Origin of the sequence: Paenibacillus sp. MZ04-78.2 (genome assembly GCF_024213375.1) — a bacterium.
Lineage (GTDB): Bacteria > Bacillota > Bacilli > Paenibacillales > NBRC-103111 > Paenibacillus_G.
This window is the reverse complement of the sequence record NZ_JANAVJ010000003.1, coordinates 196,231-221,779: the sequence shown is the minus strand read 5'-3', so window position 1 is coordinate 221,779 and position 25,549 is coordinate 196,231. Positions and strand designations below refer to the sequence as shown.

Here is a 25,549-nt window from a genome sequence, read left to right as displayed (position 1 = left end):
AATACGGGGGAGACTACGTGACAGGGGAGTTGGTCTGGATGAGAACGGTGGATATCATACATAGCAAACGGGACGGCAAGGAGCTGTCTTCCGAAGAAATCGCTTTTTTGATCGAAGGTTACACAAAAGGGGAAATTCCCGATTACCAAATGTCCGCTTGGGCGATGGCAGTATATTTTAACGGCATGTCTGCGCGGGAAACGGCGGATTTAACGCTGGCGATGGCGCGTTCGGGAGATCAGGTCGATCTAAGCTCGATTCCTGGCATCAAGGTCGATAAGCACAGCACAGGCGGTGTCGGAGATACGACGACGCTCATCGTAGGGCCGTTGGTGGCGGCGGCCGGTATTCCTGTGGCGAAAATGTCGGGTCGGGGTCTCGGCCATACGGGCGGGACGATCGATAAGCTGGAAGCGATTCCGGGCTTTGCCGTCGAGCGGACAACGGAGCAGTTTTTGGCGCAGGTGCGGGAGATCGGGCTTGCGGTGGTCGGGCAAACCGGCAACCTGACGCCGGCGGACAAGAAGCTGTACGGCTTGCGGGACGTGACGGCGACGGTCGAATCGATTCCTCTGATTGCCAGCTCGATCATGAGCAAAAAAATCGCTTCCGGTGCGGACTCCATCGTCCTCGATGTCAAGACAGGCCGCGGCGCGTTTATGAAGTCGCTGGACGATTCGATCAAGCTGGCTCAAGCGATGGTCGATATCGGGACGGAGGTCGGCCGGGAGACGGTTGCGGTCATCACCAACATGGATGAGCCGCTCGGTCCTTCGATCGGTAACTCGCTTGAAGTGCTGGAAGCCATTGATACGCTCAGCGGCCGGGGACCGGCCGAGCTGACGGAGCTTTGTCTGGAGCTGGCGGCGCATATGGTGCGCCTTGGAGGCAAAGCGGACGGCGAAGCCGAAGCGAAGGAGCTCGTCACCCGCTTGCTAGAAAACGGCGAGGCGCTCGCAAAGCTGAAGCAGTTCATTGCCGCACAGGGAGGCGACGCCGGTATTGCGGAAGATCCCGCCCGGCTTCCCCAAGCTGCCCGCCGCGTGGACGTTCCGTCGCCGGAAGAAGGCTGTATAGCTGCGATCGATGCAGAGGCGCTGGGGATTACCGCCATGCTGCTAGGCGCGGGCCGCGCGACCAAAGAAGACCAGATTGATCTGGCCGTCGGCATCAAGCTGTTCAAGCGTGTCGGCGATCCGGTGAAGAAGGGCGAGCCGCTTGCCGAACTGTACATCAATCGTGAGGATTCGGCAGAAACGGCGGAAATGATGCAGCGGACGGCCACTGCTTTCACGATCGCTTCGGCGCTTGCCGAAAAATTGAAGTTGATTTATGCCGTTATCACGAAAGACGGCGTTCGCATGCTATAATAAGCTGGTAATCGCTACATGAATGCCCGGGATTTTCGTCCCGGGCTTCTTTGCGTGCATGCCAAACGATGGGAGTAAGCATACTAAAGACGGATAATCACCCACAGGAGGCTGAAACAACGATGAACAACGTGAAACTATGGGTCCGCGCCTCGGTCGTGCTTGGCTGCGTCGCCGTCCTGGCTGTCGGCTGCACGAACAGGCAGCAGGCGCGCATGCAGCAGCAGGCTGCCCAAACCCAACAGCAAACCCAACAACAAACGCATCACGCACAGCAGGGAACGAATCAGGGGGCTCAGCCGTATCAAAGCACCGCCGGAAAAATTGATATCGCAGATGCAGCAGCCACCAAAATTGTCTCCGAGGTGCCGGAAGTCCATTCGGCAAATGTGCTTGTTACCGACCGTACAGCTTATGTAGCATCCGTGCTGAAACCTAACCAGACGCTGACGCAGGATGTTGAAAATCGCATCGGCGGGAAAGTCCGAGCGGTGGATGCGAACGTACAGCGCGTCTACGTATCCGTCAATCCGGATTTTGTCGGGCGTGTCAATACGTATATAGCGGATGTGCGTGCCGGACGTCCGGTCGGTGGATTTGTGCAAGGGTTTGCGGATTTGGTGCGCCGCGTGTTCCCGACCGCGCATTAGAGCCGCATCCTCCAGCGCGAATGTCATTGCCAGCCGGGGTTGAGCATGCTTCCCGGCTGGTTGTTTTCCTGTTTTGGAATATTTTATTTCGGATTCGTCAACACTGAATACCAGTACCTACAATCGAGCTCCGACAGGAGGGGAGAATAGGGTTATGATCAGCAAAGTGATCAAGTGGTCGATTTGCCTCCAGCTTCTGCTGCTGGTCGCGCTGCCGCCCGCGATGGCGGAGGAAGCGAAAAGGGCGCAGCCGGTTGAGCTGGCTCCGAATGCCGTATCTTCCGTGATCATCGACGCGGATTCCGGCACGGTCATTCACGACAAAAACAAAGATGCCAGGCATCCCCCGGCCAGCATCACGAAAATTATGACGATGCTGCTTATTATGGAAGCGATGGACCAAGGCAAAATCAAGCTGGACGAGAAGGTGCGGACAAGCGAATACGCCGCTTCCATGGGCGGTTCGCAGATTTTTCTGGAAGTCGGCGAGGAAATGACGGTGCGCGATATGCTGAAAGGCATCGCCATGGCTTCCGGCAACGACGCATCGGTGGCGATGGCGGAGAAAATTGCAGGTACGGAGCAAGCGTTCGTTCAGATGATGAACGAGCGTGCCGCTCAGCTGGGAATGAAAAATACCCATTTTGTCAATCCGAACGGACTGCCTGCCGAAAAACATTACTCTTCCGCCTACGATATTGCGCTGATGTCCAAAGAATTGCTTAAGCACGAACAGATTACCCAGTATACCGGCTTGTACCAAGACTATTTGCGCAAGGAATCACCTAAGCCGTTTTGGCTCGTCAATACGAACAAGCTTGTGCGCTTCTATTCGGGGGCGGACGGCTTGAAAACCGGCTATACGAGTGAAGCGAAATTTTGTTTGTCGGCAACGGCGAAACGCGACAATCTGCGCGTCATTTCTGTAGTCATGGGCGAACCGGATACCAAAACGCGCAATGCGGAAATCACACGGATGTTCGATTATGCGTTCTCGCAATATACGAATCATCCGATCTACAAGACCGGAGAATCGCTTGGCGAATTGAGAATCGGCAAAGGCGAGGTGCCGGTCGTACCGTTGACGGCTACACATCCGTACAGCGTGCTGCTCAAAAAAGGGGAAGCGGCTGACGGAATCCGCCATGAAGTCCAGCTGCGGACGGATTTGAAAGCGCCGATTGCGGCCGGGGATTCGATCGGGAAAATCGTCGTGTACAAAGGCGATCACGTATTGACCGAATTCGCGCTGGAAGCGCCCGTGAATGTGAAAAAAGCCGGCTGGTGGACCTTGACGAAACGAACGGCGAAGCGGATGTTGTTCTTGGATTGAAGAACAGCCGCCGGCCTGACATACACAGCATGATCCCCGCAGATACAGCCTACGCCGCCGCGGGGATTTTGCGCTATTCCGCTGCGCTTTCTGTCGCTTTTGTTCTAGTTATAGCGCATTTCTTCTAGTTTTGTCGGGGGGCAGGAAAAGGATTCCTTCACGTAGAAATGAGTGTGCATGAACGGGAAGGAGTGAGCAGCTTGAGTCTGCAAATCGAACTCGAACATTACCGCCAAACGCTGATCGTCAGGCTTCAGGGAGAGCTGGACCATCATACGGCGGACACGGTCAAAACGCGGATGGAAGAGGCGGTCATGCGTGGAAACGTCAACCACATCATTATGAGCTTCAAGGAGCTGACCTTCATGGACAGCTCCGGCCTCGGCGTCATTCTGGGCCGCTACAAGCAGATTACGGCGCGCGGCGGCAAAATGGTCGTCTGCGACCTGAATCCCGCCGTGTACCGGCTTCTTGAAATGTCCGGGCTGTTCAAAATCTTATCGATTCAGGATAACGAAAGAAAAGCGCTGCAAAGTCTGGAGGTCGCCCTATGAGTGAACGAAACATTATGACGCTGAAGTTTGCCAGCCGCTCCGAGAACGAATCGTTCGCCCGTGTCACCGTCGCCGCTTTCGTATCGCAGTTGGACCCGACGCTTGATGAATTGACGGATATCAAGACGGTCGTGTCCGAAGCGGTAACGAACTCCATCATTCACGGCTACGACAACCGCCCGAACGGGATGGTCACGATTACAGCCGAGCTCGAAGGGGATACGGTTTTTATTACCGTGACGGACGATGGAGCGGGGATCGAGGATCTGGATTTGGCCAAGCAGCCGCTTTATACGTCGAAGCCGGAGCTGGAGCGGTCCGGCATGGGTTTTACGATTATGGAAAATTTCATGGATGCGATCGAAGTGACGACAACCTTAGGCACAGGCACCACGATTAGAATGAAGAAGCGAATCGAATCGAAAAAAGCTCTTTTCAATTAGGGGTCTGATCTCATGGATGTAGATTTGAAGCACGCCTCACACAGCTATTTGGATGATAGCGAAGTCAAACGATTGATTGCGCTTAGCCAGTCCGGCGACACCGTGGCGAGAGATACGCTGGTGCAATGCAACATCCGTCTGGTCTGGTCGGTGGTGCAGCGGTTTCTTAACCGGGGCTACGAAGCCGAGGACTTGTTTCAGATCGGCTGCATCGGACTGCTCAAGTCGGTGGATAAGTTTGACTTGTCGTATGATGTGAAGTTTTCAACGTATGCGGTCCCGATGATCATCGGGGAGATCCAGCGTTTTCTGCGCGATGACGGAACGCTTAAGGTTAGCCGTTCGCTTAAGGAGCTGGCCAACAAAATCCGCAAGACGAAGGACGAGCTTTCGAAACGGAATGGCCGGCTGCCGACGATCAAGGAAGTGGCGGAGGAGCTTCAAATCACGCCGGAGGAGGTCGTCTTCGCTCAAGAAGCGAACAAGCCTTTGTCCTCGATCCATGAAACCGTTTTTGAAAACGATGGCGACCCGATCACCTTGATGGACCAGATCGCGGACGAGGGCGGAGACAAGTGGTTCGACAAGCTGGCGCTCAATGAGGCGATCGGCGCGTTGAACGAACGGGAGCGCTTGATCGTATATCTTCGTTATTTCAGGGATCAGACGCAGTCCGAGGTGGCCAGCAGGCTTGGCATTTCCCAGGTGCAGGTCTCGCGGCTGGAGAAAAAAATCTTGCAGTCGATCAAGGATCAAATTGCCCAATAAACTACCCTGCCTAAATAAGCTCTCCGAGATTCCTCTTGCGGGAATCGACGGGGAGCTGTTTTCATTACGACCTAAAAAGAGAACGAGCGAACCCTCTCGTCCTCTTGGCGCGTTCTTGAGGACAGTTTGCCGTTACTGGGCGCGGGCTCTATCGTTGTCGCGGAACAGCAAGGCGATGCAGTACAGCCCCGCCAAACCGACCAAGGTATAGATAATTCGGCTTAAGCCGGAAGATACCCGATGGGCATCGCCTCCGAACAGGGCGGCAACCAAGTCCCATTGAAACAAACCGACCAACAGCCAGTTTAAAGCCCCGATAATCACGAGCGTTAAAGCCGTTTTTCTCATCTGCTCGACACCTTCCTCTAAGAAAAGTTTGGGTGATCTTGTTCTTTCTCTTACTGTTTGTCAAGTCGCTTTCCTTTATTCTTCGGCTCCCAGTGAAATTTTTGCCAAAGTCCGGGACGTTTACCGTCATGCGTAAATATTCATACTACCGTTAAATGCATGGTAAGGGAGGATTCGGAGATGAACCGTGCTTCCGCTCCGTCCCTGTACATCCGATTGCGCAAACGGATGCGGGCCAGCCGCGGCGATCCGATTCGGCTCGGGCACATTGCCGTGTTTCTGACGGAGCCCGAATACGAGGCCGAACTGCTTGGGCTGGAATTGTATCACCCCAAAGAGCATGACGGCAGCTTGCTGCTTATCGATATGATACTGGTCGTGCGCAAAATCAAAGAGCGGTTTCCGTTCATGACCATCGAGCATTTCGGCGAACCGCACACGCTGGTTGAAATTTCGGACAAAACGCGCCCTCCCAGCAAGGTTCTCATCATTCTGGTGTGGCTGCTGCTTTTTGTCGGATCGGGTCTGGCCATTATGAACTTTCACGCCGACGTCAGTATGGCCGAAGTTCACCGGAGCATCTATAAGCTGCTCACCGGCCAACAGACCGAGCGCCCGCTGCTGCTGCAAATTCCGTATTCGTTTGGCATCGGGATCGGGATGATCGTCTTTTTCAATCATTTGTTCAAGAAAAAATTCAACGAGGAGCCGAGCCCGTTGGAGGTGGAAATGTTCATGTACCAGGAAAACGTCAACCAGTATGTCATCGCCGAGGAATACGCCAAAATCAATCGCTCGCCGGACCGGGAGCCATCGCCTTGACCGGACTGCTGAGCGGGTTTCTGCTTGCTTTTGTCGGTTTGGCCGGAGGCATTGCGGTGGGAAGCGGCATGGTTGCCTTTCTGGTGGTGCTGGACATCATACCGAGGCTGGCGCAAATCAGCAGATCGTACCGGTCGATCCGCTTATACGAAGCCGCTGTCGTGCTCGGTGCGGTTTTTTTTACGGTGACGGATTTCTTTCAATGGAAATTCCGGCTGTTTCCGTTATCCGCCTCGCTGCTCGGCCTGTTCGCCGGTTGCTTTGTCGGAATGCTTGCGGCAGCGCTGACCGAGGTGATCAATGTGCTGCCGATTTTGGCGAAAAGAATCCGGATGGAAGAGTACATGATCTGGCTGCTGATGGCGATGATTTTCGGGAAAGTGCTCGGCTCGCTGATCGATTGGCTCGGGCTGGTGCAGTAAGGCCAGAAGCTGCGCCGCAGTAAAATTCACTGGGAGGTGAAGGGGCGTGAACAAGCAAATCAAACGCGCGAAATTAATAAGCGGGAAAACGAAAAAGCTCCGCAGCTTCAAGTCGCCGGATGAAGATAAATTGATCGTTGACCGGGAAGGCAATATTATCGGCAGCTTGTCGGCAGACGAGCCAGAGGAGCCATCTGCGAAGGACGGAAGGGAACGTGATACCGAATCGGGCGATTCGGAAACAGGAATGTCGCGCAAGATGCGTCAGGAAACGCAGTTGACGGCGGAAGAGCGGGAGCTCAAGGAGAGCACGGAAATTTCCGAGGATTTCGACCGTCTGAAGCGGCAGTTGGAAGAGCAAGTAGGCTTGAACAAAAGCTTCGACGTCATCTTTCGCGAAATGGTGTTCGGTGGACAAAAAACGGGGATTTTCTACTATAACGGGTTCATTAAAGATTATGTGCTGACCGAAGTTCTGGAACGGCTTTCTTATGTCGACCAAGTGCGCCGGGATGCGGAGCATCAGGAACCGGCAGAGGAGCGCCGGAAACCTTACCGGAACTGGAGAACGGACCATGAGGAAGAGCCGTCCGATCGACAGGAGGGGGGCAAGCGCCGCAATATTATCGGCTTGTTCGACGAGGCGCTGATTCCTCATGTGCAGGTGAAGCGGACCTGCAAGCTGAAGGAAGCGATCGATAATGTCGCGATGGGCGGCACGGCCTTTTTCTTTGAGGGTCAACGCGAAGCCGTGCTGGTCGATGCCAAGAGCTTTCCTGCCCGCACGACCGAAGAGCCCGAGCTCGAACGGGTCGTACGGGGCTCTCGCGACGGCTTTGTCGAGACGCTGCTTACCAATGTTACGTTAGTACGCCGAAGAGTGCGGGACCCGCGGCTGAAGCTGGAGATTACACAGGTCGGCAAACGGACGCAGACCGACGTTTGCATTGGTTACATTCAAGACATCTGCGACATGAAGCTGGTGGAATCCGTCCGCGATAAAATCAAAGCAGTGAAAGTGGACGGGGTGCCGCTCGCCGAGAAACAGCTGGAAGAAGCGATCGTCGGAAAAAGCTGGAATCCGTATCCGTCGGTCCGGTATTCGGAGCGTCCCGATGTGGTGGCGGCTCACCTGCTGGAAGGCCATGTCATCGTGTTTGTCGATACGTCCCCTTCGGTTATGATTTTGCCGACGACGTTTTTCCACCATGTGCAGCATGCGGAAGAATACCGTCAGACGCCGATTGTGGGCACCTATCTCCGATGGGTGCGGTTTATCGGCATCGCTGCGTCGCTCTTTCTGCTGCCGCTTTGGCTGCTTATCGTGACATCGCCGGAGCTTAAGCCGGCGGGGCTTGAATTTCTCGGGCCGCAGAAGCCGGGGAGAATCCCGCTGCTCGGCCAGTTTCTTGTTGCGGAGCTCGGCATCGACCTGATGCGGATGGCCGCCGTACATACGCCTTCGCCGCTCGCGATCGCGATGGGCTTGGTGGCGGCAATTTTGGTAGGAGAAGTGGCTGTCAAGGCGGGGTTGTTTACAAACGAAATCATTTTGTACTTGTCGGTTGCCGCAGTCGGTACGTTTGCAACCCCCAGCTACGAGCTTAGCTTGGCGAACCGCATTTGCCGACTTGTTTTGCTCGTAATTGCTGCGGTTTTCAAAGTGCCGGGCTTCGTCATCGGCTCCACTTTACTGCTGCTCATGCTGGCGCTGCAGCGCTCGTACAATACCCCGTATTTGTGGCCGTTTATTCCGTTCAATGTGAACGCGATGGGGAATATTTTGGTAAGAGCACCGTTTCTGTCCATGAAAACGCGCCTAAGTCTGACAAAGCCGAAGGATAGAACCCGGCAGCCGCAGCGCTAACCATACAAGAGCATTTTCGTTCCCTGCGCCCCTTTGAAGCCCAGCTTCGGAGGGGTGTTTTGCATATTGTATTTTGGCGCTTGTCTGTGGTACTTTAAAAGTAATGTCTTTTCATGGGGAGAAGGAGTCGAACAAGATGTATTTACACGGCACCAGCAAGATTAACGACAGGGGACATCTGGAAATCGGCGGCTGCGACACAGTCGATTTAGCCGAGCGCTACGGAACACCGCTGTATGTCATGGACGAACAATTGATCCGTCAGCGCTGCCGCGAATTTGTGCAAGCTTTTCGCGCTACAGGCCTCCGGTTTCAGGTAGCATATGCCAGCAAAGCGTTCTGCGTTATGGCTATGTGCCGTATTGTTGAGGAAGAGGGCATGTCGCTGGACGTCGTATCGGACGGCGAATTGTATACCGCATTGGAAGCCGGATTTCCGGCCGAGCGGATTCATTTTCACGGCAATAACAAAACGCCGCAAGAGCTTGAGATGGCGGTTAACGCCAAGATCGGCTGCTTCGTCGTCGATAACTTCGTCGAGCTGCACATGCTGAACGCCATTGCGGGAGATAAACGGCAAAAAGTCAACGTATTGCTGCGCATCACCCCGGGGGTGGATGCTCACACGCATGAATATATATCGACAGGTCAGACCGATTCGAAGTTCGGCTTCGATCTGGCCAACGGCGCGGCCGAGCAGGCGGTCAAGGAAGCGTCGGAGCTGCCGAATATCGAGCTGCTCGGCGTTCATTCGCACATCGGCTCGCAAATTTTCGAGGTCGGCGGCTTCCGGCTTGCGGTCGATAAAGTCGCCGATTTCGCAGTCCATATTCGGGAACAGCTAGGTCTGACGTTCCCGGTCATCAATCTGGGCGGAGGCTTCGGCATCCGTTATGTCAATGGCGATTCGCCGCTGCCCGTCGCCGAGTACGTGCAGGCGATCACCGAAGCGATTCAAACGAAATTCGGCCAAAACGGCTATCCGCTGCCCGAAATCTGGACGGAGCCGGGCCGGAGTATCGTCGGCGACGCTGGGACGACGCTGTACACGATCGGCACGTACAAGGATATTCCCGGCGTGCGCAAATACGTTGCCGTCGACGGCGGGATGACGGACAATCCGCGTCCGGCGCTGTACGAAGCGCAGTATGAGGCCATGCTCGCGAACCGGGCGAGTGAAGCGGACGAAGAGGTCGTATCCATCGCAGGCAAGTGTTGCGAGAGCGGCGATATGCTCATTTGGGACGTCAGTCTGCCTCTGGCGCGCTCGGGCGATTTGCTTGCCGTCGCCTGCACTGGGGCGTATAACTACGCGATGTCAAGCAACTATAACCGGATTCGCCGGCCGGCCGTCGTTTTCGTGAAGGACGGCGAAGCCGATATCGTGATCAAACGCGAATCGTTCGAGCATTTGCTCGGCAACGATGTCGTACCCGAACGGATGCGGCAAGTGACGGTCAAAACATTATAAATGAGCGAGAGCGAACGTCCGGTCCCTGAGGCCGGCGTTTTTTTATTCTCGGCGTGATCGATAGGGGGGATGCCGATTTGTGCGGAACCGCTTTTCATAGTAAAATGGGAAGGGTTGTCCGGGGCATCGCATAAGGATGCGTCTGGCAGAACAAGCAATTATAGGAGTGTACGCCCTATGGCAAAACAGGCGATTATTAAAATGACTGACGACAACGAGATCGTGCTCTGATTTGTTCGAGAAAAGACGCGCCGAATACGGTAGCGAACTTTGAAAAGCTTGCAAACGAAGGCTTCTACAACGGAGTCGTGTTTCACCGCGTCGTTCCGGGCTTCGTAGCGCAAGGCGGCTGCCCTCATGGAACCCCAATAGAGAGTAAAATGTACCTATAATTTGCTTGTATTTGCCTAGTTATGTTACACTCTTTTCAAAACAATAATCTATAAGGAGCAACAATCATGGCTAAAAAAGGGAGTATTGAATTAGAAAAAGGTGGAAAAGTTTTAATTGACTTCTTTCCAGAAGAAGCACCGAATACGGTAGCGAACTTTGAAAAGCTTGCAAACGAAGGCTTCTACAACGGACTTGCATTTCATCGTGTCGTTCCGAGCTTCGTAGCTCAGGGTGGTTGTCCAAGAGGAAATGGGACTGGTGGACCCGGTTATACAATTAAATGTGAAACAGAAACTAACACAAGTAAACATGAACGCGGAACGCTTGCAATGGCACACGCAGGGAAGGATACTGGTGGAAGCCAGTTCTATATCTGTTATGAACCACAATCTCACTTAGACAAAAAACATACCGTATTTGGTAAGGTGACAGAAGGTATGGAACATATTGATCAACTAAGACAAGGCGATAAAATGAAAGAAGTTAAAGTTTGGGAGGAATAATTTGGAGGCCATTGGGCCTCTTTTTTGTTTTCATAAAGCGAGAGAACATTTAATTAGGTCTATCGTGAAAAAGAAAAGCAAAATGAATACCAACATGCAAGAAAGTAAAAAAGAAGCTATTTTATTGGAGTATTGGAAAAAAATAAAGGATACAAATTCATACAAATTGTAAAATTGCAAATATGGCTCTTCGCTCTATCCGTTTCACGAGACCGTCCACTTCCCTCCAATAACCGACAATGTATAACCAAAAGGCGTTCTTGAATATTCTTAACTTTACCTCTAAAATTCAGCCATACTCATGTTTACACTACCCTTTCTGAAAGTACCTATCTAAAAAGTGCGTACTTTTTATTTGTGTGCTTACATTTTATATTAGATTTATCTTAAAAAAGGAGGGGAAAAAATGACTAAACAAACAATACGCCTGCTGATGCCACAATGGCAAGGGGGAAACAACCCTAACTACTCTTTTGGAGCTGAACTGCTTGCTTGGCTAGCGCCTGACAATGATCAGCCCCTTATTCGTATCCCTGTTCAGGCATATGATGGAATTCCGCTTGAAAACGAGAACGGTACGTATGGAAGAAAACAGTTGCTTGAGCAATTAGAGGCTGCTCATCATATCATTGATGCTTATAAACCGGATCGTATTGTTATGTTTGGTGGTGACTGCTTAGTCGAACAAGCCCCATTCGCCTATTTAAACGAACGATACTATGGGGAATTAGGATTGGTTTGGATTGATGCTCACAGCGATTTAGGTAGAATTGTCGGGTATGATTGTGGGCATACCTTACCTCTTGGGAACTTGTTGGGAGAAGGCGATGAAGAGTTCGCCAAACATGTAAAAATTCCTCTAAAACCTGAAAATGTATTTATTGCAGGCATAAATGTACAAACAGATTTAGATACAGAAATCATTCAACGACTAGGTATTAAAACTGCTGGAACCCACGAGTTAATGAACAGCATTGAATCTATAAAGGGTTGGATTAAACAAAGAAACATTAAGTACCTAGCGATTCACCTTGATCTAGATGTGCTTGACCCTAAGGCATTTCGTTCTTTATTATTCGCCAACCCTGAAGCACCCTATGAGTTTTCTGCTGCTGGAACCATGCAAATGCCCGGGCTCCTTAATCTGATTAAAGAGCTATCTGAAGAAACAGATGTGGTTGGATTAGGTATAACAGAGCATTTACCGTGGGATTCTATTAACTTAATGAAGATGCTTGGAGAAATACCTATTTTAAATAAGTAAATCATAAGCGGAAAGACGATACAAGCCGAATCCCCTGATAAAACAAGGGGATTCGGCGTTTTTAATTCGTTTCCCTGTTACGGTAAGTCAACAAGGAAAAAGGCCCAGGTTGTTAAGTCTGTTGAAAGATGTAAGCCCCGTTTGTCGGGCCCTTAGTTCTAATTGCGATTGTTGTAGAAAAACCGCCGCCTGAAGAACCAATTCTAGCAATACTGTAAGGTTTTACAGCAATGGTCACCGTATTATTCAATAGCAAAACAAAAGATTTATTGCTGTTGTTGGAAATCGCCAGAGTTCCATTAATTTCTTTGGGTACGGTAAACAATGTTTTTATGCCTGCGTTCGTAAAATTAAACGATCCGGTATAAGCATATTAAGCCATCCGTTTTCACCTCCAATTTAGGTTATTCAGAATGGCGAAGTATGTACGGGTAAACAACTAAGCAGCGATAATATCCTTGCTTTTTTCATTTTATAATGGTAGTATTTCATTCAAGTTACATGATTTTCTTAGGTGATTTTTCGATAGGTAACAAACTAAATAATTCGTTTCCTTCGGGGCAGGGTGAAATTCCCTACCGGCGGTGATGTTTCGGCTAGTTTGTTATCGGCCGAACTCAGTCCGTGACCCGTGCAGCCAGCTTCTGGTTGCCGGTGGACTCGGTGCAATTCCGAGACCGACAGTATAGTCTGGATGGGAGAAGGGAAAGCGGAATCGGGATCGACTGTCTGCGTGCATATGTGCGTTATTTCACATACTCAACAGGCCTAAGTCGTGTCTGTTCGAGCATGTCTTTTTGCCGTGTGTCTTCGGACATGAAAGCAAGGTTTATTTAGGCATGCATCGAAGCGGACTTAGCGCCATGCACGGCATTGCATTGCGACCTGTCGCTGCAAAGAAAATTCCGCCTGCGTTTGTTTACTTGAACGCGAGACTTCTCACAAGCCCCTTTTTGCCAGGCAAAAAGAGGGCTTTTTCGCATTTTTCGGCAAACTAATTTTCAAGAGAAGGAGGCTGCGTCAATTGACCGCGAGGCTGCTGAACGACGAGTATTACATGAATCTGGCTTTGCAGCTGGCCGCTTCGGCGGTAGGACAGACGGGCATTAATCCGGTCGTCGGCTGCGTCATCGTCAAGGACGGCCGCATTGTCGGCATGGGCGCCCACCTGAAGCGGGGCGAAGCGCATGCCGAAATTCATGCGCTGAACATGGCAGGGAGCGAAGCGGCGGGCGCCACCGCCTATGTGACGCTGGAGCCGTGCAGCCACTTCGGCAAGACACCGCCGTGCAGCGACCGACTGATCCGCGAAGGGGTCAAGCGGGTCGTCGTTGCGGCGACCGACCCGAATCCGCTTGTGGCCGGGAGCGGGATCGCCCGGCTTCGGGCGAGCGGCATCGAGGTGACGGAAGGAGTGCTGGAGCGGGAGGCGAACGCTTTGAACGAAGCGTTCAATGCGTTCATCGTCACCCGGCGGCCGTTCGTCACTGTCAAATCGGCCAGCACGCTGGACGGTAAAATCGCCGCCAGGACGGGCGACAGCAAGTGGATTACGGGCGAGGCGTCCCGCGCCTATGTTCATACGCTGCGCCATCGCCATCAGGCGATTATGGTCGGCATCGGCACCGTGCTGGCCGACGACCCGTCCCTGACGACCCGGCTGTCTGTGCCGGGTCTGCACCCCATCCGCGTCGTCGTCGACTCGACGCTGCGGCTGCCGCACGAGGCGAAGCTCGTGCGGGACGGGGCTACGCCGACGGTCGTGCTCACGACCGAACAGGCGCCGGCGGCGCGCCGCCGCGAGCTCGAAGCGCGCGGCGTAGAGATCGTCGACTGCGGGCCGGGCCCCGCTGTCGATTTGGACGCCGCCATGGCGCGGCTTGGCGAGCGCGAGATCGGCTCGCTGCTCGTGGAAGGCGGCGGCAAGCTGAGCGGCGCGCTGCTGGAGCGCAGGCTCGCCCACAAGCTCGTGCTCTTCCTCGCGCCGAAGATTATCGGCGGAGGCGCGCTGGCCCCGGCGAACTTCGACTTCGCCGGCTTCGGGCAAATGAGAGAGGCGATTCGGCTGGAGCGCATGCAGGTCGAGACGATCGGTGACGATCTGTGCCTGATCGGGTACCCGAAGTATGCGGAGCCCGGCGAATAGACGGGCTGCTCCTGAAAAGAGGGATAAGGAGGGATATTCGATGTTTACGGGAATTATTGAAGAAATCGGCACACTGCGCCGCATAGCCAAGCAAGGTCAGGCGATGGTGCTGACGATCGGGGCGAAGCGTATCCTGGACGATGTGAAGCTTGGCGACAGCATCGCGGTGAACGGCGTCTGCTTAACCGTCATCGCTTATGACGAGTCTTCTTTCACCGTCGATGTGATGCCGGAAACGTTTCGGCGGTCGAACCTATCCCGGCTGTCGAGCGCGTCTCCGGTCAACCTGGAGCGGGCGATGACGACAGGCGGCCGGTTCGGCGGTCATATCGTGCAGGGACACGTCGATTCGACCGGCGTCATCCGGGGGCGGACACCGGAAGAAAACGCCGTCGTCTTCCGCGTCGAGCCGCACGACCCGGGCATCTTAAAATATATCATTCCGCACGGCTCGATTACGATTGACGGAATCAGCCTGACGGTCGTCGAACTGGGAGAAACGTCGTTTACCGTATCCATCATCCCGCATACGCTCGCGGAAACGGTGCTGCAGCACAAAAAGCAAGGGGATGAAGTCAATCTCGAAGCCGATGTGCTCGGCAAATACATCGAGCGGCTGCTGACGTTCCGATCGAGAGAAGGGGCCGCTGCAACCCAAGGGAAAACCCCCGGAGGTCTGAGCGCAGCGTTTTTAACGGAGCACGGGTTCCTGTAATTCGGAACTGGCTCCCACCGACAACAAGGAGGAGAGAGAAATGGACGAACCGATCCGGTTTCATCCGATTGAAGAAGCGATATACGATCTGATGCTGGGCAAGGTCGTTATCGTCGTGGACGACGAAGACCGCGAGAACGAAGGCGACTTCATCGCTCTGGCCGAGAAAGCGACGCCCGAGGTCATTAACTTTATGATCAAGGAAGGCCGAGGCCTCGTCTGCGCTCCGATTACCGAAGAGCGGGCCCAGGAGCTGGACTTGCCGCAGATGGTATCGCGCAATACGGATTACCACGGCACGGCCTTCACGGTTTCGGTCGATCACGTCGAAACGACGACCGGCATTTCCGCATCGGAGCGTTCCCGGACCGTGCTAGCGCTGATCGATCCGCAGACGAAGCCGCAGAGCTTCCGCCGGCCGGGACATATTTTTCCGCTCACGGCCAAGAAAGGCGGCGTGCTGCGCCGCGCCGGACATACCGAAGCGGCGGTCGATCTGGCGCGCATGTGCGGCGCTTACCCGGCTGCCGTCATCTGCGAAGTGATCAAGGAAGACGGCGAAATGGCCCGCGTTCCGGAGTTGATGGAGATCAGCCGCAAGCATGATCTGAAGATCATCACGATTCAGGACCTGATCCGTTACCGTAATCAGAAGGAGAAGCTGGTGCAGCGCGAGGTCGAGGTGCGGATGCCGACGGACTTCGGCGTATTTACCGCCATCGCTTACTCGAATGACGTGGACCGCAAAGAGCATGTCGCGCTGGTCAAAGGCAAGATCGACAGCGAACGTCCGACGCTCGTGCGTGTACACTCCGAATGCTTGACCGGCGACGTCTTCCACTCTCACCGCTGCGATTGCGGACCACAGCTTGCGGCAGCGCTAAAGCAGATCGAAGAGGCGGGCTCCGGCGTGCTGCTGTACATGCGTCAGGAAGGACGCGGCATCGGCTTGATCAACAAGCTGAAGGCGTACAAGCTGCAGGAGCAGGGGCTCGACACCGTCGATGCGAACCTGAAGCTGGGCTTCGCCCCCGATCTGCGTGATTATGGGATCGGTGCACAAATCTTGAAGGATCTCGGCATCGGCCGTATCCGGCTCATGACCAACAACCCGCGAAAAATTCGCGGTCTGGAAGGCTACGGGCTTGAGGTGGACGAGCGCGTGCCGCTGCAAATGGAAGAAAATGAGGACAATACGAACTACCTGCATACGAAGCAGGCGAAGCTGGGGCATCTGCTTGATTTTACCGTTTAAAAAAATATTTCATCAAATGAAGGGAAGTTGAAGGCAAATGGCGAAAGTATACGAAGGACATCTGGTCTCGCAAGGATTAAAATACGGGATCGTGGTCGGACGGTTCAACGAATTTATTACGAACAAGCTGCTGGGCGGCGCGCTGGATGCGCTGAAGCGGCACGGCGTACAGGAAGACGAAGTCGAGATTGCTTGGGTACCGGGCGCTTTCGAAATTCCGTTGATCGCCCAGAAAATGGCCGAGAGCGGCAAGTACGACGCCGTGATCACGCTTGGTGCGGTCATCCGCGGCTCTACTCCGCATTTCGACTACGTTTGCAATGAAACGGCCAAAGGCGTGGCTGCCATTTCGCTTAAAACCGGCATTCCCGTTATTTTCGGCGTGCTGACGACCGACTCGATCGAGCAGGCGGTGGAGCGCGCGGGGACCAAAGCCGGAAACAAAGGCTGGGAAGCGGCTTCGAGCGCCATCGAGATGGCCAATTTGACGAAACAGCTGACAAGCTAACGAAAGCTGCATGAGGATTAAGGGGGAACGAGAGGAAAGTGAAAGTCACAGTAAAGCTGGAAACCTTTGAAGGCCCCCTTGATTTGCTGCTGCACTTGATCGATAAAGCGGAAGTCGATATTTACGACATTCCGATTAAAGAAATTACGGATCAATACATGGAGTACCTGGACGCCATGCAGGAACTGGAGCTCGAAGTGACGAGCGAGTTCCTGGTCATGGCGGCAACGCTGCTTTCCATTAAAAGCAAGATGCTTTTGCCAAAGCCGCCCGTTGTGGATATGGAATTCGACGATTACATGATGGACGAGGAATACGACCCCCGCGCCGAGCTCGTAGCGAAGCTGATCGAATACCGCAAGTATAAGGCGATTGCGGACCATCTGCGGGACAAAGAGATGGAGCGCAGCCTCATTTATACGAGAGAGCCCGAAGACTTGACCCCGTATGTGCCTGCGTTACAGGAAAACCCGGTCAAAGGTCTGCATGTGGCCGACCTCGTGAACGCGTTTCGCAAGGCGATGCGGCGAATGCAGAGCCGCCAGGCGATTGCCAAGATCCGCAAGGACGAAATCTCGGTGAAGGATCGCATGTATGAGGTGGTCGGTACGCTCGAGAAGTTCGGGGGCAAAGTCATGTTTTCGAAGCTGCTGAGCGACGATGCGACGAAAGACGCGATTGTCGTTACGTTTTTGGCGCTGCTGGAGCTGATGAAAGTCAAGCGAATCGTCTGCTTCCAGCATAAACTTTTTGACGATATTGTGATTCAGGCAAGAGAGGAAGGAACGGCGGATGGATTTTGGGCAGATGAAATCAGTTATTGAAGGCTTGTTGTTTGTGGCGGGAGACGAGGGGCTGGACGCCAAACAGCTGGCCGATGTGCTGGAGCTCAGAGCCGAGTTTGTGACCGATCTTGTGCTGGATCTGCAGGAGGACTTGAAGCGTCAGGGCCGCGGGATTCAAATTATCGAGCTGGCGGGCACCTATCTGCTTACGACCGTGCCGGAGCACGCACCGTATCTGGAGCGGCTGGCCTACTCTCCCTCGCGGACGTCGCTTTCTCAAGCGGCTCTCGAGACGCTCGCGATCGTAGCGTACAAGCAGCCGATCACGCGGGTGGAGATCGAAGAGATTCGCGGGGTGAAGTCGGAACGCCCGCTGCAAACGCTGGTGGCCAAAGATCTGATTCAAGAGGTAGACCGCGCGGACGCGCCGGGAAGGCCGATTTTGTACGGGACGACCAAACCGTTTCTTGATTACTTTGCACTTAGCTCGATTGAAGAGCTTCCGGAGACGACGATGTTCGAAAATGACGATAATCTGGAAGAAGAAACACGGCTGCTTTTCGAGAAAATGGAAGGCAAGCAAATCATGTTCGAGGACGTAGCGGAACCGGAAGGTAAGTAACGTACGCATGTTTTTCCAATGCTGGGCTATACTAACTCCTGAGGAAACGAAGCCGAAGGCTTCCGGCTCAGGAGATTTTGTGCTTCCCGCAAACGTCCGGGCCGTAGAGGAGGAGCATCGCATGATATGGGCCTGGATCGCCGGAGCGGTTGCGGTCTTGATTATTGCTGTGGCGCAAAGCAAGATCAAAATTTGCCTGTCTTTCGTACATATGGAACAAAATGACGAGATTCGAATCGATGTCCGCTCTTTATTCGGGCTTATCCGCTACAGGTACATCGTGCCGCTGCTCCGCTTTCAGGGATGGCTGGAAGGGCTGGAACTGAAGTCGGAGAAGACGAATCCGAACAAGGGGCATTTTCAGGACGAGCCTAGACGTAAAATCGACTTCGATAAAATAAAAGAGGCGATCGCTAACTTTCGTACTTTGCTGCACAACTGTTTCAAGTTTAACCAGTGGTTTCGCCGGCTGCTCAGCCGTTTTCATTGTACCGAATTGAACTGGAAAACATCGGTCGGCATCGGGGACGCGGCGGAGACAGCCGTTGTCGTAGGCACCTTATGGGGGCTTAAAACATCGTTTCTGGGGTATATTTTCCAGACGGTTCGGCTTGAGATGAAGCCGGAGCTTCAGGTGATGCCTATGTTTAATCAGAACGTGTTTATTACCGAAGGCATATGCCGGCTGCATATCCGCTTCTGGCATCTTGCCGCGGCGGGATTCCAACTGCTTTTCCGGATTTTAAAAGTAAAAGGCGGACTGCGCGCCTGGAAGAAAGTGCTGCTGCGCACCTGACGAAGCTGTCGTGAACTGCATTGCGCAGAAGCGGCGGCTTTTCGGCATTTAAAGAGCGTCTCCCGCATACCGCTTTTCGCTTTGGGTTATGCTAAAGAAGCAATCGAAAATTGTAGCGTTCAAGCCTTTTCGAAAAGGAGGATCTTCATTCATGTCTGAGCATCCGATTCAAGGACTCATGAAAACGGCCATGGAAAACATCAAAGAAATGGTCGACGTCAATACGATTGTGGGCGACCCGGTCGAAACCCCGGATGGCAGCGTCATTATGCCGATCAGCAAAGTAGGCTTCGGCTTTGCAGCCGGCGGCAGCGAATTTGTGACTGACGAAGCTACGTCCGCAGGCATTAACCGCAACGATCCGCACAACGCCAATGTGGCTTTGCCGTTCGGCGGCGGCAGCGGCGGTGGCGTATCCATCACACCGATCGCTTTTCTGGTCGTAGGCAAGCATGGCGTCAGGGTCGTGCCGCTCGATAACCAGACCCACCTGCTGGAGCGCCTGATTGATTCGGCGCCGCATGTCGTCGACCGCATACAGACGATGATCAAAAACGGGATGAAACCCGGTGCGGGGGCGATGCAGGAAGGAACCGGGGGTACGAACGTCACGAACAACATCGAGAATCAGAACTTTATTGTCTGATTTGTAGGCGTTTGGAAAGAGTTGCTTACCTTTCCAGAAACAATCCCTTTTCACCCGTCCCATTTTTGAGCATAATAAAGCCTGTAGACAAAGAAACATAAACGATATGAAAAAGGTTAGATCGTATCATTCGGCGAGCTGCTCCCAGGAGCAGCTTTGCCTATTTTAACTGTTAATTAATTAACATGATACATATATTGCTCTTTCCCGAAGGTTGGACTATAGTTAATTTTGTAACTGTAGGACCGAAGACATGGGGAAAGAGGTATACGTTCATGCGGCTGTTGCCCACCAGATCGTGCGAACCGGGTATGCGCCTCGGGAAGTGCATTTATAACGAAGATGGCGTTATTCTTTTAAACGAAGGAGTGGAATTGACGGGAGGATTACTCGGGCGTTTGGAGAGGCTCGGCATCGATTATTTATATATCGCCGATAAGGCGACAGAGGACCTTACGATTGAGGAACCGCTTTCAGATGAAACGAGAATCAAGGCGCTAACCGAAATCCGCACTCATTTTCGCAGCTTCATGGAAAACGAAAGCCGATCCAAATTTTCTAAAAACCACGTGCTTGGGCGTTCGTTCGGAAATGTCATGAAGATGATTATCGACGACTTGAACGAAAAGCAGGGCACCGCGATTATGCTGCTTAATATGAACGTTCTGAACAACTATTTGTATCAGCACTCACTGAATGTTTGTATTTATGCGACCATGCTCGGCATGGTCAGCGGCTACAACAACGACGAACTGATGGCGCTCGGACTGGGCGCGCTGCTGCATGACATCGGCAAGACGAAGATCAATCTGGACATGATTAAAAAGCCCGGACCTCTCACGGCGGAGGAATTCGAAGAGGTGAAGAAGCACACGGAGATCGGCTTCCGCCTGCTCAAGGACGAGCCGAATATGCCCCTGCTTTCCGCCCACTGCGCCTTTCAGCATCACGAACGGGAAAATGGCAGCGGATACCCGAGAGGGATCATGGGAAATGACATTCACGAATACGCCAAGTGGATCGCCGTCGCCGACAGCTACGACGCGATGACGACGCACCGACCGCACCGGCTCGCGATGCTTCCACATCAGGCGATGGAAGTGCTGTTTGCGGGCGTCGGAACGCTGTACGACCAGCGTAAAGTAGCGATTTTCCGGGATAACGTCGCCATCTATCCGCTCGGCTTGACCGTCACGCTAAGTACGGGGGAGCAGGGCGTTGTTGTCAGTATTAATCCTGCGGTGCCGCAGCGTCCTGTCGTCCGGGTGCTGATCGACGCCTACGGCCAAGTGATGGGGCAGCCTTGCGAAATCGATTTGGCCGATAAGCTGACGGTGTTTATTCAACATGCGGATAATCTAACTCAAGCCCGGTAAGCTGAAAGGGGGACGCTCCGATATGTGCGGACGCTATACCGTTACCGTAAGCTTCGAAGAGCTAGTGCTGCATTTTATGCTGGACCGTCGCCCGTCGGCGTACCAGCCGCGCTACAATGCGGCGCCGGGCCAATGGATTCCCGCGATGATCGGGGGGACGGGAGACGGGGCAAACCGGCTTGGTGAGCTTCGCTGGGGCCTCGTTCCTTCCTGGGCGCAGGATGACAAATCCGGCGCTCGCATGATAAACGCGCGGGCCGAAACCGCCGCCGAGAAGCCTGCCTTCCGCAGCCTGCTGAAGCGGAAACGCTGTCTCATTCCGGCTGACGGCTTTTACGAATGGAAACGGATCGGTTCGCAGAAGCAGCCGGTTCGCTTTGTGCTGGCGGACGGAGAATTGTTCGGCATGGCTGCATTGTATGACACTTGGGTGGCGGAGGACGGAACGAAACTGCACACCTGCACGGTCCTGACGACAGCCGCCAACGAATTGGTGGCCGAGGTTCATGAACGGATGCCCGTCATTTTGCCGCGAGAGCATGAGAGCTTGTGGCTGAACCGGACCGTGCAGGACGAAAGGGAGCTGCTGCCTGTTTTGCAGCCATATCCCGCCGAGCGGATGAGGTATTACGAGGTCGATCCGAAGGTCGGCCGTGTATCATACAATGAGCCCGATTGCATAGAGCCTTTAGCCTTGTAGCCTGTAGGGAGATACCCTACAGGCGCAAGGCTTTTTTATTTACACGCTTCCAGAGTGCTGCTTGTCATAGGCCGTTCATAACCTGGGGTGACAAGCATATACATATACAAAGACATGGAGTTGTCCGACCGATGGCGGTCGGCCTTTCCTGTAGGATGGCGCGTGGGAGGAAAAAGATGAGAAAAGGATGTCTGCTTTTGCTCGCTTTGCTGTTGGTTTGTATGGGCGTGCTTCCGACTGCGGGAGTTAGCGCCGCTCCGGGCGTATCGACCGGCGCGGCGGCTGTGGCGCTGATCGACGTCGTTTCCGGGCGGCTGCTTTACAGTTCCAGAGGGGACAAACCGATGCGAATCGCCAGCCTGACCAAGATCATGACGGCGATTGTCGCGATTGAACATGGGCGTTTGAGCGACCGGGCGAAAGTAAGCAAGAATGCTTTCGGCAAAGAAGGTTCGTCCATTTACTTGAGGCTGGACGAGGAAATGAACCTTAAGGATTTGCTGTACGGCTTGATGCTCCGTTCCGGGAACGATGCGGCCGTTACGATTGCCGAGCACGTGGGCGGGAGTGTGGAAGGCTTCATCTTCTTGATGAACGAGAAGGCGAAAGTCGTCGGGATGACCAACTCCAGCTTCAAAAATCCTTCCGGCTTGGACGAGCAAGGGCATTATTCGACTGCGAACGATATGGCCAAGCTGACCGCTTATGCGCTCAAAAATCCCGTGTTTCAGGAGATTGTGAAAACGAAAGTGAAGAAAGTGCCGAATCCGAACGAATCCTGGGGCTACAGCTGGATCAATAAAAATAAAATGCTTTCGCTCTACGGCGGGGCAGATGGGGTGAAAACCGGCTATACGAAGCTGGCGAAGCGCTGCCTTGTCTCTTCGGCGACTCGCGGCGGGCAGCAGCTCGCTGTCGTGACCTTGAACGATCCCGATGATTGGATCGACCATACCCGGCTGCTCGATTTCGGCTTCAAGCATTATCCCCTGCTTTCTTTGGCCGAGAAGGGGGAGACGATTGAAGGGACCGGGCTCGTCGCCGGGGCCTCGTTCCGATATCCGGCGGAGCAGGCGGAACGCGGACGGCTGGCGCGTCAGCCGATTGTATACGATGCGGCTTCCGTCGAGACCCGGCTCGGGGAAGCGGGGAGGCTGCAATTTCTGCTGGACGGCAAGCCGGTCGGCTCGGTCCCGTTGCTTGCTAAGGACAGTCCTCGGTTGAAGCAGAAAGAACGGTCCGCGTATTCGTTCGCGGAAGCGGAAGAGCTTGGCAGCGGCTATTCGCGCAAATGGCTCTACATCTTGACCGAGCTAACCCGGGTGCTGTTTACCGGGCAAGCGGATTAAGCGGAAGGGAGCGGCGGGCGTGGTCAACTGGATCTGGTTGTTTTTCATTGTTGCGGGGTTTGTCGTCGCTGCTTTTCAGGGCAGAATCGAATTGGTGACCCAGGCGGTATTTGACGGCGCCAAGAGCGGAGTGACGGTGTGCTTCGGGCTCATCAGCATTATGGTGTTCTGGCTCGGCATCATGCGGATTGCCGAGGACGCGGGTTTGCTGAAAAAGCTGGCGAAACTACTCTCGCCGGTCGTGCGCGCGCTGTTCCCCAGTGTGCCCAAAAATCATCCGGCGCTCGGGTACATTATGTCGAACATGAGCGCCAACATCCTGGGATTGGGCAATGCCGCCACACCGATGGGCATTAAAGCGATGCAGGAGCTGCAGCTCCTGAACAAGCATAAAGACATAGCAAGCCCCGCCATGTGCACGCTCCTGGCACTCAATACAGCCAGCATCACGCTGATTCCGACAACGCTGATCGCCATTCGCATGAATTACAATTCGGCGAATCCGGCCGAAATCGTCGGTACGACGCTGCTGGCTACCATTATCTCGACCTTGGCGGCCATCATGGTTGACCGATGGTACCGTCAGCGATCAACGCCGCCCGGACAGGGGAAAGGATGAACCTGCGTGTATAACTTGGTCAATTGGATCTCGGCATGGGCCATCCCTGTCGTGATCGTCTTCATTCCGCTTTACGCCGCTTACCGAAAAGTTCCCGTCTACGAATCGTTTGTGGAAGGAGCTAAAGAAGGCTTCGATACGACGATCCGTATTATTCCGCATCTGGTCGGCATGATGGTAGCGATCAGCGTGTTCCGCGCATCCGGGGCGATGGATCTGATGATCGGCTGGCTGAAGCCGATTTGCGAGCGGCTTGGCATTCCGGGCGATATTATTCCGCTCGCTTTTTTGCGCCCGATTACGGGAGCCGGCTCGCTTGCCTTTACGACAGACCTGATCTCGGAGTTCGGCCCCGATTCAATGATCGGACGGATCGCTTCCACGATCCAAGGAAGCACGGATACGACGCTTTACGTCATTACGGTTTATTTCGGCGCCATCGGTATCCGCAAGGCCGGCTACGCTCTTAAGGTCGGTCTTATTTCCGACGCCGTCGGATTTATCGCTTCGATTGCGATCTGCTCGCTGGTATTTGCCTGAACGCTGCCGGTAAATTGCAGGCCGCATACGTGCGGACCCGTCTTCCGCCCGCTCCGGCTTATTCGCCGGTCCACGCATCACCCCCCATCCTTTCCGCACATATACTGTGAGCAGTCCAGCCTTAACGAGGTGAACCGCATGCAGTATTACGGCATTGTCATCCACCACTCCGTCTGCTCCTCCATTAACGGAAAAGGGTATGATTATTTCATCGCCAAAAACGGCGACATCATCCCTTCTTCCGAGCAAACCGATCCGCTCTACATCCACCTTTGTCTCGAAGGGGACTTCTCCGGGCCGCGCACCGTCCGCACTCCCGCGGAAAAAGAGCAGCTGTTTTTGATGAACAAGCTGATTCTTCGGCTGTCGGAAACGTACGGTTTTCAGCCCGACGATATTTTTCCGCATTCGATGACGTGCCCGGGCGGCGATTTTCCGTGGGCGCAGCTTGTGATTTCACCCGAGGATAGGTATCATTAGCTTGAGGTGAATCCAACAGATGGACAGATTGCAAAAAGTGTTGGCCGAAGCGGGTGTGGCCTCCCGCCGCAAGTGTGAAGAATTGATTACCGCAGGACGTGTGGAAGTCAATGACAAGGTAGTAACAACCCTGGGGGTGAAGGTGGACCCTTCCCAGGATTTTATTAAAGTGGACGGCAAGCCGATCCGCCGGCAATCGAAAGTGTATGTGATCTTTAACAAACCGAAAGGCGTCATCACAAGCGCCCAAGATCCCGAAGGACGCAAAACGGTGACGGAGTTTTTCAAAAACATCAAGCAGCGCATCTACCCGATCGGCAGGCTCGATTACGAAACGGAAGGCTTGCTGCTGCTCACCAACGACGGCGAATTCGCCCATTTGCTGACCCATCCGAAGCACCACGTGCCGCGTACCTATTTGGCCACGGTCAAAGGCGTGCCTCACGGCAGCTTGCTGGACAAGCTGAAGAACGGAATTGAGCTGGAGGACGGGATGACCGCGCCCGCGGAGGTGGAATATCAGGATGTACGTCCGGAAACCAACGAAAGCGTCGTGAAAATAACGATTTACGAAGGACGCAACCGGCAGGTGCGGCGGATGTTCGACGCGATCCATCATCCGGTCATCAAGCTGAAACGGGTTCAATTCGGGCCGCTTCTGCTATCCGGCATCCCACGGGGCAAGTTCCGCCACCTGACCCCGCAGGAGATCAACGAGCTTCGCCAGGAAGCGCTTAAAGCGGGAGAAGGCAAGTCACATAAAATTCAAAAAGGCGAATAATTACAGTGACCATTTTCGATATA

At 53.9% G+C, this 25,549-nt stretch carries 29 protein-coding genes, 2 pseudogenes and 1 riboswitch; of the genes and pseudogenes, 28 read left to right on the top strand and 3 right to left on the bottom strand.

What is annotated here, in order from left to right:
- Nucleotides 1-38 precede the first annotated feature (38 nt).
- The 6 genes from NLX71_RS04230 (at nucleotide 39) to sigF (ending at nucleotide 5,118) form a co-directional block, all read left to right on the top strand.
- Nucleotides 39-1,370, top strand: a complete 1,332-nt coding sequence (locus NLX71_RS04230) for a pyrimidine-nucleoside phosphorylase (protein ID WP_254362238.1) — start codon at nucleotides 39-41, stop codon at nucleotides 1,368-1,370.
- Nucleotides 1,371-1,492: 122 nt separating this feature from the next.
- Nucleotides 1,493-2,020 (top strand): YhcN/YlaJ family sporulation lipoprotein, encoded by a 528-nt coding sequence (locus NLX71_RS04225; RefSeq protein WP_254362237.1) that lies wholly within the window; start codon nucleotides 1,493-1,495, stop codon nucleotides 2,018-2,020.
- Between the two features lie 154 nt (nucleotides 2,021-2,174).
- Complete coding sequence (locus NLX71_RS04220; RefSeq protein ID WP_254362236.1) at nucleotides 2,175-3,353, top strand: D-alanyl-D-alanine carboxypeptidase family protein; 1,179 nt, start codon at nucleotides 2,175-2,177, stop codon at nucleotides 3,351-3,353.
- 200 nt (nucleotides 3,354-3,553) lie between these two features.
- Nucleotides 3,554-3,907 (top strand): anti-sigma F factor antagonist, encoded by a 354-nt coding sequence (gene spoIIAA / locus NLX71_RS04215; protein WP_254362235.1) that lies wholly within the window; start codon nucleotides 3,554-3,556, stop codon nucleotides 3,905-3,907.
- Nucleotides 3,904-4,350, top strand: a complete 447-nt coding sequence (spoIIAB, locus tag NLX71_RS04210; RefSeq protein WP_254362233.1) for an anti-sigma F factor — start codon at nucleotides 3,904-3,906, stop codon at nucleotides 4,348-4,350. The genes spoIIAA and spoIIAB overlap by 4 nt, the downstream gene beginning before the upstream one ends.
- A gap of 12 nt (nucleotides 4,351-4,362) precedes the next feature.
- A complete protein-coding gene (gene sigF, locus NLX71_RS04205) occupies nucleotides 4,363-5,118 on the top strand; it encodes an RNA polymerase sporulation sigma factor SigF (protein ID WP_025846479.1) in 756 nt (251 codons plus the stop codon).
- 132 nt (nucleotides 5,119-5,250) lie between these two features.
- Here the strand turns inward: sigF and NLX71_RS04200 are convergent, their stop codons facing one another.
- Entirely contained in the window at nucleotides 5,251-5,466 is a 216-nt protein-coding gene (locus tag NLX71_RS04200) for a DUF378 domain-containing protein (RefSeq protein ID WP_254362232.1), read from the bottom strand.
- A gap of 180 nt (nucleotides 5,467-5,646) precedes the next feature.
- On the opposite strand from NLX71_RS04200, the gene NLX71_RS04195 reads away from it, so the two are divergent.
- From NLX71_RS04195 to NLX71_RS04170, 6 genes and pseudogenes are all read left to right on the top strand, one after another.
- A complete protein-coding gene (locus NLX71_RS04195) occupies nucleotides 5,647-6,288 on the top strand; it encodes a stage V sporulation protein AA (protein WP_254362231.1) in 642 nt (213 codons plus the stop codon).
- Nucleotides 6,285-6,710 (top strand): stage V sporulation protein AB, encoded by a 426-nt coding sequence (locus NLX71_RS04190; RefSeq protein WP_254362230.1) that lies wholly within the window; start codon nucleotides 6,285-6,287, stop codon nucleotides 6,708-6,710. Before NLX71_RS04195 ends, NLX71_RS04190 begins: the two co-directional genes overlap by 4 nt.
- A gap of 46 nt (nucleotides 6,711-6,756) precedes the next feature.
- Nucleotides 6,757-8,577, top strand: coding sequence for a spore germination protein (locus tag NLX71_RS04185; RefSeq protein WP_254362229.1), 1,821 nt, complete (start codon nucleotides 6,757-6,759; stop codon nucleotides 8,575-8,577).
- Nucleotides 8,578-8,713: 136 nt separating this feature from the next.
- Complete coding sequence (lysA, locus tag NLX71_RS04180; RefSeq protein ID WP_254362228.1) at nucleotides 8,714-10,048, top strand: diaminopimelate decarboxylase; 1,335 nt, start codon at nucleotides 8,714-8,716, stop codon at nucleotides 10,046-10,048.
- Nucleotides 10,049-10,225: 177 nt separating this feature from the next.
- A pseudogene (locus NLX71_RS04175) lies at nucleotides 10,226-10,413 on the top strand (peptidylprolyl isomerase); the annotation flags it as partial.
- A 93-nt stretch (nucleotides 10,414-10,506) separates the two neighbouring features.
- Nucleotides 10,507-10,944 (top strand): peptidylprolyl isomerase, encoded by a 438-nt coding sequence (locus tag NLX71_RS04170; protein WP_254362227.1) that lies wholly within the window; start codon nucleotides 10,507-10,509, stop codon nucleotides 10,942-10,944.
- 216 nt (nucleotides 10,945-11,160) lie between these two features.
- On the opposite strand, the pseudogene NLX71_RS26975 reads toward NLX71_RS04170, so the two are convergent.
- Nucleotides 11,161-11,247 (bottom strand): annotated as a pseudogene (locus NLX71_RS26975) (winged helix-turn-helix transcriptional regulator); the annotation flags it as partial.
- A 103-nt stretch (nucleotides 11,248-11,350) separates the two neighbouring features.
- On the opposite strand from NLX71_RS26975, the gene NLX71_RS04165 reads away from it, so the two are divergent.
- Nucleotides 11,351-12,208 (top strand): arginase family protein, encoded by an 858-nt coding sequence (locus NLX71_RS04165; protein ID WP_254362226.1) that lies wholly within the window; start codon nucleotides 11,351-11,353, stop codon nucleotides 12,206-12,208.
- 112 nt (nucleotides 12,209-12,320) lie between these two features.
- On the opposite strand, the gene NLX71_RS04160 is transcribed toward NLX71_RS04165, so the two are convergent.
- Complete coding sequence (locus NLX71_RS04160; RefSeq protein WP_254362225.1) at nucleotides 12,321-12,533, bottom strand: hypothetical protein; 213 nt, start codon at nucleotides 12,531-12,533, stop codon at nucleotides 12,321-12,323.
- Between the two features lie 222 nt (nucleotides 12,534-12,755).
- Nucleotides 12,756-12,918: riboswitch (FMN riboswitch) on the top strand.
- Between the two features lie 314 nt (nucleotides 12,919-13,232).
- Between NLX71_RS04160 and ribD the strand changes: the two genes are divergently transcribed.
- The 15 genes from ribD (at nucleotide 13,233) to NLX71_RS04085 (ending at nucleotide 25,526) form a co-directional block, all read left to right on the top strand.
- The gene (gene ribD, locus NLX71_RS04155; RefSeq protein ID WP_302058062.1) at nucleotides 13,233-14,354 is read left to right on the top strand and encodes a bifunctional diaminohydroxyphosphoribosylaminopyrimidine deaminase/5-amino-6-(5-phosphoribosylamino)uracil reductase RibD; all 1,122 of its coding nucleotides are present in this window, start codon (nucleotides 13,233-13,235) and stop codon (nucleotides 14,352-14,354) included.
- A gap of 40 nt (nucleotides 14,355-14,394) precedes the next feature.
- Nucleotides 14,395-15,069 (top strand): riboflavin synthase, encoded by a 675-nt coding sequence (gene ribE / locus NLX71_RS04150; RefSeq protein WP_254362224.1) that lies wholly within the window; start codon nucleotides 14,395-14,397, stop codon nucleotides 15,067-15,069.
- A gap of 40 nt (nucleotides 15,070-15,109) precedes the next feature.
- Entirely contained in the window at nucleotides 15,110-16,324 is a 1,215-nt protein-coding gene (locus NLX71_RS04145; RefSeq protein ID WP_254362223.1) for a bifunctional 3,4-dihydroxy-2-butanone-4-phosphate synthase/GTP cyclohydrolase II, read from the top strand.
- A gap of 37 nt (nucleotides 16,325-16,361) precedes the next feature.
- Entirely contained in the window at nucleotides 16,362-16,832 is a 471-nt protein-coding gene (gene ribH, locus NLX71_RS04140) for a 6,7-dimethyl-8-ribityllumazine synthase (RefSeq protein WP_090665720.1), read from the top strand.
- Nucleotides 16,833-16,870: 38 nt separating this feature from the next.
- Nucleotides 16,871-17,656 carry a segregation and condensation protein A gene (locus NLX71_RS04135; protein WP_254362222.1) on the top strand — a complete coding sequence of 262 codons (786 nt, stop codon included), beginning with the start codon at nucleotides 16,871-16,873 and terminating at the stop codon, nucleotides 17,654-17,656.
- Entirely contained in the window at nucleotides 17,625-18,239 is a 615-nt protein-coding gene (gene scpB, locus NLX71_RS04130) for an SMC-Scp complex subunit ScpB (RefSeq protein WP_254362221.1), read from the top strand. Before NLX71_RS04135 ends, scpB begins: the two co-directional genes overlap by 32 nt.
- Nucleotides 18,240-18,360: 121 nt before the next feature.
- The gene (locus NLX71_RS04125; RefSeq protein ID WP_254362220.1) at nucleotides 18,361-19,035 is read left to right on the top strand and encodes a DUF2953 domain-containing protein; all 675 of its coding nucleotides are present in this window, start codon (nucleotides 18,361-18,363) and stop codon (nucleotides 19,033-19,035) included.
- A gap of 151 nt (nucleotides 19,036-19,186) precedes the next feature.
- Nucleotides 19,187-19,681: a GerW family sporulation protein gene (gene ytfJ, locus NLX71_RS04120; protein WP_254362219.1), complete on the top strand. Its 495-nt coding sequence runs from the start codon at nucleotides 19,187-19,189 to the stop codon at nucleotides 19,679-19,681.
- A 275-nt stretch (nucleotides 19,682-19,956) separates the two neighbouring features.
- Nucleotides 19,957-21,057, top strand: a complete 1,101-nt coding sequence (locus tag NLX71_RS04115) for an HD-GYP domain-containing protein (protein WP_254362218.1) — start codon at nucleotides 19,957-19,959, stop codon at nucleotides 21,055-21,057.
- 22 nt (nucleotides 21,058-21,079) lie between these two features.
- Complete coding sequence (locus NLX71_RS04110; protein WP_254362217.1) at nucleotides 21,080-21,757, top strand: SOS response-associated peptidase; 678 nt, start codon at nucleotides 21,080-21,082, stop codon at nucleotides 21,755-21,757.
- A gap of 176 nt (nucleotides 21,758-21,933) precedes the next feature.
- A complete protein-coding gene (locus NLX71_RS04105) occupies nucleotides 21,934-23,106 on the top strand; it encodes a D-alanyl-D-alanine carboxypeptidase family protein (RefSeq protein ID WP_254362216.1) in 1,173 nt (390 codons plus the stop codon).
- Between the two features lie 19 nt (nucleotides 23,107-23,125).
- Entirely contained in the window at nucleotides 23,126-23,725 is a 600-nt protein-coding gene (locus NLX71_RS04100; RefSeq protein WP_254362215.1) for a nucleoside recognition domain-containing protein, read from the top strand.
- Nucleotides 23,726-23,731: 6 nt separating this feature from the next.
- Nucleotides 23,732-24,265: a spore maturation protein gene (locus NLX71_RS04095; RefSeq protein WP_054977572.1), complete on the top strand. Its 534-nt coding sequence runs from the start codon at nucleotides 23,732-23,734 to the stop codon at nucleotides 24,263-24,265.
- 138 nt (nucleotides 24,266-24,403) lie between these two features.
- The gene (locus NLX71_RS04090) at nucleotides 24,404-24,745 is read left to right on the top strand and encodes a peptidoglycan recognition protein family protein (RefSeq protein WP_254362214.1); all 342 of its coding nucleotides are present in this window, start codon (nucleotides 24,404-24,406) and stop codon (nucleotides 24,743-24,745) included.
- Between the two features lie 19 nt (nucleotides 24,746-24,764).
- On the top strand, nucleotides 24,765-25,526 hold the full coding sequence (locus NLX71_RS04085; protein WP_254362213.1) for a pseudouridine synthase: 762 nt from the start codon (nucleotides 24,765-24,767) through the stop codon (nucleotides 25,524-25,526).
- Nucleotides 25,527-25,549: the final 23 nt, after the last annotated feature.

Excerpts from the sequence above, each read along its gene's own strand:
- NLX71_RS04230 (WP_254362238.1), top strand. The coding sequence starts at position 39 with ATGAGAACGGTGGATATCATACATAGCAAACGGGACGGCAAGGAGCTG.
- NLX71_RS04225 (WP_254362237.1), top strand. The coding sequence starts at position 1,493 with ATGAACAACGTGAAACTATGGGTCCGCGCCTCGGTCGTGCTTGGCTGC.
- NLX71_RS04220 (WP_254362236.1), top strand. The coding sequence starts at position 2,175 with ATGATCAGCAAAGTGATCAAGTGGTCGATTTGCCTCCAGCTTCTGCTG.
- spoIIAB (WP_254362233.1), top strand. The coding sequence starts at position 3,904 with ATGAGTGAACGAAACATTATGACGCTGAAGTTTGCCAGCCGCTCCGAG.
- sigF (WP_025846479.1), top strand. The coding sequence starts at position 4,363 with ATGGATGTAGATTTGAAGCACGCCTCACACAGCTATTTGGATGATAGC.
- NLX71_RS04200 (WP_254362232.1), bottom strand. The coding sequence starts at position 5,466 with ATGAGAAAAACGGCTTTAACGCTCGTGATTATCGGGGCTTTAAACTGG.
- NLX71_RS04195 (WP_254362231.1), top strand. The coding sequence starts at position 5,647 with ATGAACCGTGCTTCCGCTCCGTCCCTGTACATCCGATTGCGCAAACGG.
- lysA (WP_254362228.1), top strand. The coding sequence starts at position 8,714 with ATGTATTTACACGGCACCAGCAAGATTAACGACAGGGGACATCTGGAA.
- NLX71_RS04170 (WP_254362227.1), top strand. The coding sequence starts at position 10,507 with ATGGCTAAAAAAGGGAGTATTGAATTAGAAAAAGGTGGAAAAGTTTTA.
- NLX71_RS04165 (WP_254362226.1), top strand. The coding sequence starts at position 11,351 with ATGACTAAACAAACAATACGCCTGCTGATGCCACAATGGCAAGGGGGA.
- ribE (WP_254362224.1), top strand. The coding sequence starts at position 14,395 with ATGTTTACGGGAATTATTGAAGAAATCGGCACACTGCGCCGCATAGCC.
- NLX71_RS04145 (WP_254362223.1), top strand. The coding sequence starts at position 15,110 with ATGGACGAACCGATCCGGTTTCATCCGATTGAAGAAGCGATATACGAT.
- ribH (WP_090665720.1), top strand. The coding sequence starts at position 16,362 with ATGGCGAAAGTATACGAAGGACATCTGGTCTCGCAAGGATTAAAATAC.
- scpB (WP_254362221.1), top strand. The coding sequence starts at position 17,625 with ATGGATTTTGGGCAGATGAAATCAGTTATTGAAGGCTTGTTGTTTGTG.
- NLX71_RS04125 (WP_254362220.1), top strand. The coding sequence starts at position 18,361 with ATGATATGGGCCTGGATCGCCGGAGCGGTTGCGGTCTTGATTATTGCT.
- ytfJ (WP_254362219.1), top strand. The coding sequence starts at position 19,187 with ATGTCTGAGCATCCGATTCAAGGACTCATGAAAACGGCCATGGAAAAC.
- NLX71_RS04115 (WP_254362218.1), top strand. The coding sequence starts at position 19,957 with ATGCGGCTGTTGCCCACCAGATCGTGCGAACCGGGTATGCGCCTCGGG.
- NLX71_RS04110 (WP_254362217.1), top strand. The coding sequence starts at position 21,080 with ATGTGCGGACGCTATACCGTTACCGTAAGCTTCGAAGAGCTAGTGCTG.
- NLX71_RS04105 (WP_254362216.1), top strand. The coding sequence starts at position 21,934 with ATGAGAAAAGGATGTCTGCTTTTGCTCGCTTTGCTGTTGGTTTGTATG.
- NLX71_RS04090 (WP_254362214.1), top strand. The coding sequence starts at position 24,404 with ATGCAGTATTACGGCATTGTCATCCACCACTCCGTCTGCTCCTCCATT.
- NLX71_RS04085 (WP_254362213.1), top strand. The coding sequence starts at position 24,765 with ATGGACAGATTGCAAAAAGTGTTGGCCGAAGCGGGTGTGGCCTCCCGC.